This window comes from Bacillus sp. A01H, assembly GCF_045277205.1.
GTDB classification, from domain to species: Bacteria; Bacillota; Bacilli; order Bacillales; family Bacillaceae_G; genus Bacillus_A; species Bacillus_A paranthracis.
The window spans coordinates 5,447,058-5,459,343 of the sequence record NZ_CP117702.1 but is presented as its reverse complement, the minus strand read 5'-3'; the positions used below and the strand labels follow the sequence as shown (position 1 = coordinate 5,459,343).

At 36.2% G+C, this 12,286-nt stretch carries 15 protein-coding genes; 9 read left to right on the top strand and 6 right to left on the bottom strand.

Features of this window, described 5'->3' with window-relative positions; all coding sequences use genetic code 11:
* Positions 1-14 precede the first annotated feature (14 nt).
* On the top strand, positions 15-1,310 hold the full coding sequence (locus PSR14_RS29000; RefSeq protein ID WP_000659098.1) for a homoserine dehydrogenase: 1,296 nt from the start codon (positions 15-17) through the stop codon (positions 1,308-1,310).
* 23 nt (positions 1,311-1,333) lie between these two features.
* On the opposite strand, the gene PSR14_RS28995 is transcribed toward PSR14_RS29000, so the two are convergent.
* The gene (locus tag PSR14_RS28995) at positions 1,334-1,960 is read right to left on the bottom strand and encodes a YitT family protein (RefSeq protein ID WP_098486889.1); all 627 of its coding nucleotides are present in this window, start codon (positions 1,958-1,960) and stop codon (positions 1,334-1,336) included.
* 98 nt (positions 1,961-2,058) lie between these two features.
* Here PSR14_RS28995 and PSR14_RS28990 point away from each other — a divergent pair, with 98 nt between their 5' ends.
* Genes PSR14_RS28990 through PSR14_RS28970 form a run of 5 tightly spaced genes read left to right on the top strand, consistent with a single transcriptional unit; the run spans position 2,059 to position 6,524 of the window.
* The gene (locus tag PSR14_RS28990) at positions 2,059-3,036 is read left to right on the top strand and encodes a LacI family DNA-binding transcriptional regulator (protein ID WP_000181965.1); all 978 of its coding nucleotides are present in this window, start codon (positions 2,059-2,061) and stop codon (positions 3,034-3,036) included.
* 10 nt (positions 3,037-3,046) lie between these two features.
* Positions 3,047-3,928, top strand: coding sequence for an SGNH/GDSL hydrolase family protein (locus tag PSR14_RS28985; protein WP_113623472.1), 882 nt, complete (start codon positions 3,047-3,049; stop codon positions 3,926-3,928).
* Positions 3,925-4,842, top strand: a complete 918-nt coding sequence (locus PSR14_RS28980; RefSeq protein ID WP_098486890.1) for an ABC transporter ATP-binding protein — start codon at positions 3,925-3,927, stop codon at positions 4,840-4,842. The genes PSR14_RS28985 and PSR14_RS28980 overlap by 4 nt, the downstream gene beginning before the upstream one ends.
* Positions 4,835-5,827 (top strand): ABC transporter permease subunit, encoded by a 993-nt coding sequence (locus PSR14_RS28975; RefSeq protein WP_098486891.1) that lies wholly within the window; start codon positions 4,835-4,837, stop codon positions 5,825-5,827. The genes PSR14_RS28980 and PSR14_RS28975 overlap by 8 nt, the downstream gene beginning before the upstream one ends.
* Positions 5,828-5,846: 19 nt before the next feature.
* The gene (locus tag PSR14_RS28970) at positions 5,847-6,524 is read left to right on the top strand and encodes a uracil-DNA glycosylase (RefSeq protein ID WP_000432522.1); all 678 of its coding nucleotides are present in this window, start codon (positions 5,847-5,849) and stop codon (positions 6,522-6,524) included.
* A 38-nt stretch (positions 6,525-6,562) separates the two neighbouring features.
* On the opposite strand, the gene PSR14_RS28965 is transcribed toward PSR14_RS28970, so the two are convergent.
* From PSR14_RS28965 to PSR14_RS28955, 3 genes are all read right to left on the bottom strand, one after another.
* Complete coding sequence (locus PSR14_RS28965; RefSeq protein WP_000953390.1) at positions 6,563-6,856, bottom strand: DUF3817 domain-containing protein; 294 nt, start codon at positions 6,854-6,856, stop codon at positions 6,563-6,565.
* Between the two features lie 211 nt (positions 6,857-7,067).
* Positions 7,068-7,889: a Cof-type HAD-IIB family hydrolase gene (locus PSR14_RS28960; protein WP_000221376.1), complete on the bottom strand. Its 822-nt coding sequence runs from the start codon at positions 7,887-7,889 to the stop codon at positions 7,068-7,070.
* A 225-nt stretch (positions 7,890-8,114) separates the two neighbouring features.
* On the bottom strand, positions 8,115-9,398 hold the full coding sequence (locus PSR14_RS28955; RefSeq protein WP_000847023.1) for a purine/pyrimidine permease: 1,284 nt from the start codon (positions 9,396-9,398) through the stop codon (positions 8,115-8,117).
* A 95-nt stretch (positions 9,399-9,493) separates the two neighbouring features.
* Here PSR14_RS28955 and PSR14_RS28950 point away from each other — a divergent pair, with 95 nt between their 5' ends.
* The 3 genes from PSR14_RS28950 to PSR14_RS28940 all read left to right on the top strand — a co-directional run bounded on the left by PSR14_RS28950 (position 9,494) and on the right by PSR14_RS28940 (position 11,210).
* On the top strand, positions 9,494-10,486 hold the full coding sequence (locus PSR14_RS28950; RefSeq protein WP_000993997.1) for a TrkA family potassium uptake protein: 993 nt from the start codon (positions 9,494-9,496) through the stop codon (positions 10,484-10,486).
* 6 nt (positions 10,487-10,492) lie between these two features.
* The gene (locus PSR14_RS28945; RefSeq protein WP_001167357.1) at positions 10,493-10,777 is read left to right on the top strand and encodes a YwdI family protein; all 285 of its coding nucleotides are present in this window, start codon (positions 10,493-10,495) and stop codon (positions 10,775-10,777) included.
* 64 nt (positions 10,778-10,841) lie between these two features.
* Positions 10,842-11,210: a DUF423 domain-containing protein gene (locus PSR14_RS28940; RefSeq protein ID WP_000688322.1), complete on the top strand. Its 369-nt coding sequence runs from the start codon at positions 10,842-10,844 to the stop codon at positions 11,208-11,210.
* A gap of 30 nt (positions 11,211-11,240) precedes the next feature.
* Here the strand turns inward: PSR14_RS28940 and gerQ are convergent, their stop codons facing one another.
* Both gerQ and cwlJ read right to left on the bottom strand, forming a co-directional pair.
* Positions 11,241-11,669 carry a spore coat protein GerQ gene (gerQ, locus tag PSR14_RS28935; RefSeq protein WP_000068649.1) on the bottom strand — a complete coding sequence of 143 codons (429 nt, stop codon included), beginning with the start codon at positions 11,667-11,669 and terminating at the stop codon, positions 11,241-11,243.
* A 27-nt stretch (positions 11,670-11,696) separates the two neighbouring features.
* Complete coding sequence (gene cwlJ / locus PSR14_RS28930) at positions 11,697-12,119, bottom strand: cell wall hydrolase CwlJ (protein WP_000538165.1); 423 nt, start codon at positions 12,117-12,119, stop codon at positions 11,697-11,699.
* Between the last annotated feature and the right edge of the window lie 167 nt (positions 12,120-12,286).

Here is a 12,286-nt window from a genome sequence, read left to right as displayed (position 1 = left end):
GGGTGGACAGTATTATGAAAGAAATTCAAGTTGGCTTATTAGGTCTTGGGACAGTTGGTAGCGGAGTAGTTCGTATCATTACAGATCACCAAGAGCGACTTATACACCAAGTAGGTTGTCCTGTAAAAGTAACGAAAGTACTAGTACAAAATATTGAAAAAGAGAGAGAAGTAGAGGTACCTTCTACTCTATTAACACAAGATGCACATGAAATTTTAGACAATCCAAACATCGACGTTGTCATCGAAGTAATGGGTGGCATTGATGATGCAAAAGCATATATTTTGCAAGCTTTACAAAGCGGGAAGCATGTTGTGACTGCCAATAAAGATTTAATGGCGTTACATGGGGCGGAACTATTAGCGGTAGCAAAAGATAATAAAGCAGATTTGTTTTATGAAGCAAGTGTAGCCGGAGGGATTCCGATTTTACGAAGTATTGTAGAGGGACTTTCTTCAGATCTTATTACGAAAGTAATGGGAATTGTAAATGGAACGACAAATTTTATTTTGACGAAAATGTCAGATGAAGGGAGAGCATATAACGACGTGTTAAAAGAAGCCCAGCAACTTGGATTTGCAGAAGCGGATCCAACATCAGATGTAGAAGGTTTAGATGCAGCAAGAAAAATGACAATTTTGGCTACCCTTGGTTTCTCTACAAATGTAGAGCTTGGAGATGTGAAGGTAAAAGGGATTACTTCTATTACAGAGGAAGATATCGAATACAGTAAGAGTTTAGGTTACACGATTAAACTAATCGGTCTTGCGAAGCGAGATGGTGAAAAATTAGAGGTTACAGTTGAACCGACTTTACTTCCAAATACACATCCTCTTGCGGCCGTGCAAAATGAATATAACGCTGTATATGTGTATGGTGAAGCAGTTGGAGAAACGATGTTTTATGGACCAGGTGCAGGAAGTTTACCGACAGCAACAGCTGTTGTTTCCGATTTAGTAGCTGTAATGCAAAATATTAGATTAGGGGTAACAGGAAATAGTGCTGTAGTCCCGCAATATCAAAAAGTATTAAAAGAGCCGGACGAAATTGTTGTGAAGAAATTTTTAAGACTTCATGTGAAAGATGAAATTGGTGTATTTGCAAAAATTACTTCGTTATTCTCTGAGCGTGGCGTTAGCTTTGAAAAAATTATTCAAATGCCACTTGAAGAGAAAGGAAAAGCTGAAATTGTAATTGTAACGCATCGTGCTTCTCTTGCTGATTATGATTATATTCTACATACGTTGCAAGGGTATGAAGAAATAGATTGTTTGAAAGCAAACTATCGAATTGAAGGGGATGCAAAGTAGTATCTCCTCTAAGAAAAAACCTATTAAGCGGCTTGCTTAATAGGTTTTTTTCTATTTAAAATCTTCGTACCAACTTGAATAAATGCTTGGATAATCCAGCCTGTTGTAAAAGATAAGATGATTGTTCCAAAATAGATAGGTCCATCTAATAAAAAGCTTAATGTTAAAAATAAAAACGCTAACGAAATTTCTGTTCTTCTAAATGTCCATTTCTTTTTCTCAGCAACTGTTAAAACGAAAGCTTCTTGCGGTGCTGAACAAAGGTTTGTAGAGACATAAAGACCAATTCCGGCTCCAACGAATAGATTTCCGCAAATAAGTGTTATATATTTTGGAAGAGAACGGACAGTGTCCATAATAGTTGTAATGGAACCAATCCAATCAACAAAAAGAGAGATAAGAACCATTGTACCGATTGTACCGATTGTAATTTGTCTTTTATTCCAAAAGAGGACGATAAGGGTAAAGGCAAAATTAATCATGAAAATCCAAAAACCGATACTTATCCCGAAATTTTGATATAGTGCAATAAAGAAGGAATCATAAGGGCTAAGTCCAAAGGAAGTAATGGTCGTCATCATATTAATACCGATGGCGAGAATGAGTAGACCACCAATGAAAAATATATATTCTAATTTGAATCGAAGCATAGTTGTATATCCTTTCAAAATGTATTTGCTAGGAAAGGATATATTGTGGAAAGCTTACCAGGTCAAGGGAGAATTTTTGCAGGGAAGGGGAAAATGAGATGACGAATATAAGAAAGATTGCTGAACTTGCTGGGGTATCTGTTTCAACTGTTTCACGTGTACTAAATAATCATCCATATGTGAATGAACAGAAGCGAAAAGAAATTTTAGCAATTATAGAAGAGTTAAATTATACGCAAAATGTGAATGCAATTCATTTAGTGAAAGGAAAAACGAATGTAATTGGCGTTTTATTACCGCACGTTAATGATCAATATTATAGTGCCATTATTGAGGGAATATCAAAGGAAACAGCAAAAAATAATTATAATATGATGCTTTGTCAGACGAATTATAGCGAGGAAAGAGAATTAGAAATTTTGAATATGTTAAAAATGAAAAAGCTTGATGGGGTTATTATATGTTCTCGGGCAAATAGTAAGGAGAAGCTCGAAGAATATACGAAATTCGGCCCGATTGTTATGTGTGAAGAAATAGATTCAAAATGCATTTCAAGTGTACATGTTGATTACTATAAAGTGTTTTCACAAGGGATGAAAAACTTAATAGATGCTGGTCATACACGTATTGGGTATTGCATTGGAAGAAGTAATAGCATTAATAGCCAGAGAAGAAAACAAGCATATGCGGATTCACTTCAACAGATTGCTGAAAAACCGATAGGAACTTGGAAGTTTGAAGGCTGTTTTACGGTGGAAGATGGGCGTAATGTAATTAGGGAGTGGGCCTCTATGTCAGTAAAGCCAACTGCGTTTCTTGTATCTTGTAACCATATTGCAGCGGGAATGGTAACGGAGGCGAAAAAACAAAGAATTCGTATTCCAGAAGATATTACGATTATCGGTTGTGATGATCAAGATGTAGCAGACATTTTAGGCATTACGACGATTTCATATTCTAGTAAAAATGTTGGTGTGAAGGCATTTGAATTATTATATGAAAAGATTAATGATGAGCAAATAGATGTAAAGCACGTAGAGTTATTGCCAGAATTCGTACAAAGGGAAACAACATAATAGATAAGGTATGAAAATCGCTTTTCAAAATTGCGTTTGGTATAATTATGGACAATCTATGAGGGCTAAAAGGGGTTTTGATATGAGATCAAAAGTGGTAAAAGTAATTCTACTCATTACAATTGCATCTTTCTGTTTATTTGCATATGGCTTTGTTTCAGGTGTAAATGATGTATTAAATCCGAAAGCTTCAAATTTAATTAAAAAGACCGATGTAGTGGCAAAAGAGAAAAAGAAAACGGGAACGTTACAAATCGTCAGTTTAGGTGATTCATTAACGCGTGGCGTTGGTGATAAAGAAGGAATTGGCTATGTTGGGCGAATGAAAGAGGATTTACAAAAAGATTATAAGCAAAAAATTGCATTAACAAATTTAGCAGTTAGTGGTGCAAAAATGCCCGATTTATTAAAACAAATTGAAAGTAATGGCGCTCAATATTCAATTAAACAAGCAGATGTAATCGTGTTAACCATTGGTGGGAATGATTTGTTCCCAGGCTGGGAATCGCTTGGGAAAATAGATTTAGAGACGTATCGTCCTGACACAGAAACATTTCAAAATGAAGCAAAGAAAATTATAGAAGAAATTCGTAAATTAAATACAGATAGTCCGATTTTTTGGCTTGGCTTATACAATCCTTTTGAAGATGTAGAAGATTTAAAAGGGTCTTCAAACATTGTTGTGGACTGGAATGCATCTTTAGAGAAGTTAGCGCTAAACGATAAAAATGTGTATATTACACCGACATTTGATTTATTCCAAAACCGTGGGAAAGATTTATTATACTCTGATCATTTTCATCCGAACGAAGTAGGTTATACGTATATGGCAGAACGTTTAGTTCAAAATGTTGTAAGTAAATTAAAACTAGAACAAGGAGGGGTAAAATGACGACGATACTTTCCGTACGAGACTTGAAGAAGGTAATTGGAAAGAAGACTCTTGTAGAGAATATTTCCTTTGATGTAAAGCAAGGAGAAGTGTTCGGGTTCTTAGGACCAAATGGTGCTGGAAAGACGACTACCATTCGAATGTTAGTTGGATTGATTAAGGCGACAGAAGGTACGATTTCTATCGGTGGTTATTCGATTAAGGAAAATTTTAGAGAAGCGATGCGTCAAATTGGGAGTATCGTTGAAAACCCAGAGTTGTATACATATTTAACAGGATGGGAAAATTTAAAACAATTTGCCCGTATGTTAGGTGGTATATCAGATGAACGTATTATTGAAATTGCTGAAATGGTTCATTTAGATGAAAGAATTCATGACAAGGTAAAAACGTACTCACTTGGTATGAAACAACGACTTGGAATTGCGCAGGCGCTCCTCGGGAATCCAAAATTGCTCATATTAGATGAGCCAACGAATGGTTTAGATCCAGCAGGGATTAGAGAACTTAGGGAATTTATACATAAGCTTGTAAAAGAAGAAAATATGAGTGTGTTTATTTCAAGTCATTTGCTAAGTGAAGTGCAAATGATATGCGATCGCGTTGCCATTATTCATAAAGGAAAGATGATAACAGTTGCCAAGGTTGAAGAGTTAATTAAAACAGCAAGTGATCGTGTAGAATGGATTGTTACGCCGATTGGGAAGGCAAAAGATATGCTAGAAGATGCTGAGGAAGTAAGAGAAGTGAGTATAGAAGGTGATCGATTACTATGCCGCATGAATATCGCATCTATAAGTAATTGGAATAAACATTTTGTAGAAAACGGGATAGATGTACATAGTGTTAAGGAACTTGTATTTACGCTAGAAGATTTATTTATTGAACTCACAAGGGGTGAGCAGCATGCGTGAATTTGCGAATCTAGTTTTAAACGAATCGGAGAAGATTTATCGTAAGAAGCGTATTTTTGTTGTTATGCTTATTTTAGCAATCTTGATCCCGCTTTTTGTGTATGCGCAGTATCGTGAGATAGAAACGACACAAAAAAGACTCGGTACAACTGATTGGAAGGTTTCATTGCAACAGCAAATTGTTGATTCCCAGAACCGGTTGAACAATTCTAGGTTGCCAGAAGAATGGCGTGATTGGTTAAAGGTAAGAGTTGAGCAGCAACAATATTATTTAGATCATGATATTAACCCGATGGCACCGGGCGCACCAACTTTTGTAAGGGCGTTTATTGAGCAAGGAATTACATTATTTATTCCACTTCTCGTAATGATTGTCGCCATTGATATTGTTTCAGGAGAACGAAGTGATGGAACGATGAAGATGTTACTTACGCGGCCGATTAGGCGCTGGAAAATACTCCTTAGTAAATACGTAACGATGTTATTTTTCATTTCGCTCATACTGCTCCTTGTAGGTATGTTTGCATACATATTATCAGGGCTTGTATTTGGATACTCGGGATGGAATTTACCTGTGTTAACTGGATTTGTTATTGATAAGGAAACGTTAAATACGAATTTTGTACATCTTATTCCGCAATGGCAATATATCTTGATGGCGTATGGATTAGCTTGGTTTGTTGCTATCGTTGTCGGAACTATATCATTTATGGTCTCTGTTTTAATTCGTAATACACCAGCTGGTATGGGCGTTATGCTAGCTGCATTAATTGCAGGCGGTATTTTAAGCTCGTTCGCAACATCTTGGGAAGGTGCGAAATATATTTTTAGTGTGAATTTATCATTAACAGATTATCTATCAGGGAAACTACCTGCATTACAAGGTTTATCGATGGGGTTTTCTTTGATGAACTTAACTGTTTGGGGAGTTGTGTCTCTTATCATTTCATTTGTAGTATTTACAAAGCAGGATATGGTGAATTAATTGGACGGGAAGTGACAGTATGGAAAATGTTTTAAAGAATGATTGGGAACCACTATTGGCACCAGAATTCGAGAAAGAATATTATCGTAAGCTAGCTGATTTTTTGAAAGAAGAGTACAGTACACATGTTGTTTACCCAAAGAAAGAAGATATTTTTAACGCTCTAGAGTATACAAGTTATGAAAATACAAAGGTCGTTATTTTAGGACAAGACCCATATCATGGGCCGAATCAAGCGCATGGTTTAAGCTTTTCTGTACAACCTGGTGTTAAAACGCCACCGTCATTGTTAAATATGTATAAAGAGCTTCGAGATGAATATGGGTATGACATTCCGAATAACGGTTATTTAGTGAAATGGGCAGAGCAAGGAGTATTACTACTAAATACTGTATTAACAGTTCGACAAGGCGAAGCAAATTCTCATAAGGGAAAAGGATGGGAGCATTTCACTGATCGTGTAATTGAGCTGTTGAATGAACGTGAAAAGCCAGTTATTTTCATATTGTGGGGACGCCATGCACAGGCGAAGAAGAAGTTAATTACAAATTCAAATCATCATATTATCGAATCTGTACATCCAAGCCCACTATCAGCAAGACGAGGTTTCTTTGGGAGTAAGCCATACTCTAAAGTAAATACGATTTTAGCTAATATGGGCGAGAGAGAAATTGATTGGGAAATTCCAAATTTATAAATAGAAAAGGTAGTTAACAGTCGTTAACTACCTTTTCATTATTGTTGCTCGTTCTTTAATTTTGCATCTAGTACAAACGTGCCAAATGGGATAACTGATGAAACGAATGCCCCAAGTGCCCATAAAATTGATTTACGGTGTACGATTGTTACTTGAATTACTGCGAAGATAAATAAAATAAATAAAACACCGTGAGCCATGCCTGTAATTTTAACAGCTGTTGCAAATCCTGCGAAATATTTTAATGGCATTGCTACAAATAATAGTAGTAGGAAAGAAATCCCCTCAATAAGTCCAATTGCTCTTAATCGTCCGATTGGTGTAGATAACATGTAAAATAGCCTCCCTTAACGTATGCTTGTTTATAGTAAATTTGTATTCTTTTTTAAAATAAAATAGTCTATTTTGTTTCATTATATACAAAAAGAAAGTTTACACTACGAGAATAGTGCAAAGTTCAAAATATAGTCACAAAAGCATGGTAATTTAAATAAAAACCTATTTGAAGTGTTTGACTTCAAATAGGTTTTATGAGTGGAAATATTAAACAAGTGCTTCTTTTTTTAGTACGAACTTCTCTACAACCTTTGCTACACCGTCATTCATATTTGTATCTGTTACATAGTTTGCAATTTCCTTAATATCATCAGGTGCATTGCCCATTGCGACACCAAGACCGGCGAATTCAATCATCGCCTGATCGTTATAGCTATCGCCCATTGCGATAACTTCTTCGCGCTTAATGCCAAGTTTTTGGATTAATTGGTTTAAGCTCGTTCCTTTTGTAACACCGGCTTCAGTAAATTCTAAGAAGAATGGTTTAGAACGCATAACGCTTAATTGTCCTTCTAGTTGTTTTTGTAATTTCTTTTCTACTTCAACAAGGCGTTCAGCTTCTTTATTCATTAATACTTTTACTACAGGCTCTTTAACAGCAGCTTTAAAGTCATCTACTACAACGATAGGCATACCAGTAATATCGCCCTCAATTTCAGTATAAGGATTATTTTCTTCCGTTACGATATCATCGCCAATATAAGTATGAATCCATACATCTTCAGTTTTACTAATTTCAAATAAGTTGTGAACGATTTCAGGAGAAAGCGTACTACTAAAGATTTCTTCGTTTGTTTTACAGTTAATAATTTTTGCGCCATTAAAAGATAGAATGAAACTGCCGTATTCTTCTAAACGAAGTTCTTTCGCTACATTGCGCATACCAAACGTTGGACGTCCAGAAGCAAGTACAACTTTTACACCTTGTTCTTGTGCAGTCATTAGAGCTTCTTTCGTACGAGGTGAAATAGTATGGTCGTCACGTAATAAAGTATCATCTAAATCTAAAACAATCATTTTATAAGTCATATTGAAAATTCCCTTCTTTATTTAAATCAAATATATGTTCATGGAGATGTAAGAAATAATAGTAAGACATCGAACCTCTTTAAAAAGAAGTAGATTCATTTTTATGAGTGTTTTTCTCATCATATTAATTAATAATCATTGGGGATGGACAAAACCCCAATGATTAAATGTTTATTTTATCGTAACAACTCTAAAGGTAGAGTGCAATAATGGAAGTTTTCCAATTTACGATACTTGTTTTATTGTCGAACGAGAAAATAGTATTTCTAGTAAGATTGCCATTACAGCCCCAAGAACGAGACCATTACTTAGGAATGAAGCTAGAAATGGTGGAAGCGTGGAATATGCTCCTGCTGGAACGAACATAACCCCAATTCCTGTGAAGATTGACAGACCTGCTACTTTAAATAATCGTTCTTTATCCTGTACTGTTTCGTATTCTCGAAAGGCGAGACCGATCATGCTTGCAAATACAGGATAAATGGCAGCATAACCAACTGCAACTGGGATTGCCGCAAAGAATGAAGTGATCTTTGGGAATATACTAACGACAATAATAAAGCTTGACCCTAATATAAATGGGAGGCGTTTATAAATATTAGTCGTTGCAATAAAACCTGCTGATCCAGAAATAGCGACAGGTCCGATAGCCGAAAACAGGCCGCCTAGTAATTGATTGATTCCTGTTATAATACCGGCCTGTTTAAAACGATCTGATGCAGCATTTTCTTCATATTTAGAGACAACCTTTTGTACAACGCGAATACTTGCTAACATATTTGTTAGAAGTAAGAGTGTAACGAAAATGACCGTAATTACCATGTTCCATTCAACACGAGGCATTCCGAAAACAAATAAGGATGGAAAACGGATTATGTCTGTCACTGGTGTTATTGGATTGGATAATCCAAAGCATGCGAATAATATCCAGCCGCAAACGATACTGAAAAGAACAGAATATTGTCCGATAATAGGTAGCTTCATGATGAAAAAGGATAGTAAAATAACAATGAGTGAAAGAATAAATACATTAGGTTGTACTTCTGTATGTTTTCCATCCAGGCCAAACATTCCTTTTAAGAAGGAACCACTAAGTTGTGCAACAAGAAGAAATAAGTACGTTCCAATGACTGTCGGTGTAAAATAGCGAACGAGTTTATCAATAAGTCCAAAAACGCTAAGAATAATACAAATGATACCGCTTAATAAGAAAGCATATTGAAGAACTTTAAGTGTCTCATTGTTTGATCCAAATAATACGACACCTAAACTTGCATATAGGGAGAAAATTCCCCACCAAAGGCCAGCAGGACCTTCTTGAATAGGAAGTTTATGCCCAAATATAGCTTGTAAGAGACCAGCAAAGCCTAGAACAAATAATGTTCTTTGTACGAATGCGATAGCTTCAGCGCCATCAAGACCATAACTAGTTGCGACGCTAATTGGTACAATAAGACTCCCAGCTAAAATAAATAGTGCCCATTGTAAGGCGGAAAGAAATGTTTTCATTATATCAACCTCTTTCATAGATTCCGTATCTAGTATATATGTATTTCATTTCCACTGGCAAAGATTGTAGATAGAGAAAAGAGTTGAAACATGATATGAATGCACGTAAGCAATTATGGATAGCAGTTATATGTATGACTTTTGTTGTAATTCTAGGAACATTAGGATTTATGACAATTGAAGAGATTAGCTTATTTCAAGCATTTTGGATGACGATGATTACCGTATTAACGGTGGGATACGGAGACGCCATTCCTGTAACACATGCAGGAAAAGTTTTTGCGCTCCTTATCATACCGGTTGGAGTCGGTATTGTTACGTATGCAATTGGTGTAGTGGCAGCTATGATTATTGAAGGGAATTTATTTCATGCAGTACGGAGGAAGAAGATGGATAAACAAATAGCACAGTTACAAAATCATATTATCGTATGTGGTTGCGGTAGAGTAGGGCTACAAGTTGTACATGAATTGCAAGAAAAGAAGATCCCATTTGTCGTCGTGGATAAAGATGAAAGCATATTAGAGAAGGAAAAGCTTTTATATGTACATGGAGATGCAACAGAAGACAAAGTGTTACAACATGCTGGGATTTCAAAGGCAGCTGGTTTAGTTGCTATCGTAGCAAATGACGCTGAAAATGTATTTATTACGTTAACTGCAAGAGGATTAAACGATGCAATTAAAATTGTGGCAAGAGCAGAAAAACCAGAAACCGAAGACAAATTAAAGAGGGCTGGTGCAAATAAGGTGATTAATCCATCTAGTATGGCAGGGATTCATATTGCAAAAGGTATTGCGAATCCGTTAACAGTTCATTATATTGATACAGTACTGTATGGCGTGGAGCAGTCATTTGTAATTGAAGAAATTGCAGTAGGTAAGGGCTCTATTTTAGCTAATAAATCATTATTAGAGAGTGATGTTAGAAATCAATTTGATGTAACAATTTTAGCGATTTTGAGAAATGGGAATGTTATACATAATCCAACGGGGCAGGAAAAGTTGCAAGAACATGATATGATAATAGTATTTGGTTCAGTAGAGAAGCTGGGACAATTTGAGAAAGAACTACAAAGTACGAGGTGATAAGGGATGCAAATATCAAGCGATAAGATTTTAAATAAAATGGCGAATGAAATTGCAAAGGCAAAAAGTAGTGAAGGACAAAAATCAAAAGAACATGTATTAGTTGTGCGTGCTTTATGTGATTTATTATTAGATGAGCAAGTTGAATCTTCTACGTATAGAGAGCCACAAGTTCAATCACAAATAATTGGATCACAACCAATCACGATGCAACCAATTGCACCGGTTTCTAATGAGCCAGTATATATAAAAGAAAGTGATGCAAACGGTAATTCTTTATTTGATTTTTAGAGGATAAATCGTTTGGCTTATATGAAAAAATTGCTTATGATAAAAGTAAAAAAGGGGAATTAAGATGAAAATTTTCTTTTTACTAGGTTGTATTGCAGCGGGGCTATCTGTTGCGTTAGGGGCTTTCGGAGCACACGGTTTAGAAAATAAAGTTTCTGCAAAAATGTTAGAGGTTTGGAAAACAGGTGTTACATATCAAATGTTTCATGCAGGTGGACTATTTGTAGTTGCTTTATTGATGGATAAAATTCAATCATCACTCTTAACTACTGCTGGTTGGCTTATGGTAGCTGGGATCATTATGTTCTCGGGTAGTCTGTATGCATTAAGTACAACAGGTATTAAGTTCTTTGGTCCAATTACACCTCTTGGTGGTGTAGCGTTTATTGTGGCATGGATCTTAGTTGGAACTGCAGTTGTAAAAGGATTATAAAAAACAAAAGCTGGCATACGCCAGCTTTTTTTATGGTCTTGGAGCATAAGTTGCTTGTTGACTAGGCAAATACGTAATTTCTTCTGGGAATTCTACATAATCTAAGTAAATCATTAATAATAAATAACGTTTCCCTGATTGTGGCTCACTAATTACGATGTGATCACGACCAGCCGCTTCGATAATACCCGTATAGGATTGTGTACCGAGTGAACTACCACGCTCATAAGTCATTACAACTGTGGCTTGCTTGCCCTTGTTCAAGCGAAGAATATTTTCAATATATGACTGTTCTAGAGGTAACATGCCTTGAGAAACAGCATATTGAGCTTGCGCAACTTGTTGTTGCATTGCTTGCTGCTGTTGCTGTTGCTGTGGGGTCATTTGTTGCGGTTGTACGTAAGTTCCAGATGGTTGATAGAAACCTGTTCCGTAATACGGATTTTGTTGCTGTGCCATTCAAAAATCCCTCCTTGTTTTCATTCCTTAATATATGCTAGGGCAATCCCCAGCATTTGGCTGGAAGAAGCAGTGCTTTTTGAAGCGACCAGAGTTTTGCTGATTATACCAAGTTGGTGGACATGCACCTTCAGGCCTAAAAAACCATAAGGCAAAATTTGCAGGCCAAAAACGTTGTCCTTGAATCGTTCGCCTTGCTAATGCGATATCTTGTTCCCTTGCACGTTGATAAAAATAACCTTTTTGAGTTGCCTCAAAACCACCAGGATTTTGATACACCATTTGACGTAAATTACGAATATTTTTAAAGTCTAAACAATTCCCGCGGACACGATTTACTCCAACGTTTCCGACCATTAACATCCCCTGTTGTCCTTCACCTTCAGCTTCAGCACGCATCAGTCTAGCTAATAACTTTACATCTTCTTCGTTATACGCGATAACGCCCATTATGTGTCACCTCTCTTTTTGGAATACCTTGTGGAAAGAGGTTTATGTCTAGATGAAGTGTGTAACAATTACTAGTTCATACGTATGAGAAAAAGGACTCAGATATGACAACCAAACAAAGTTTTACATGGAGAGTGGAAAATAAAAAAAGCTAGCGTGAGCCAGCT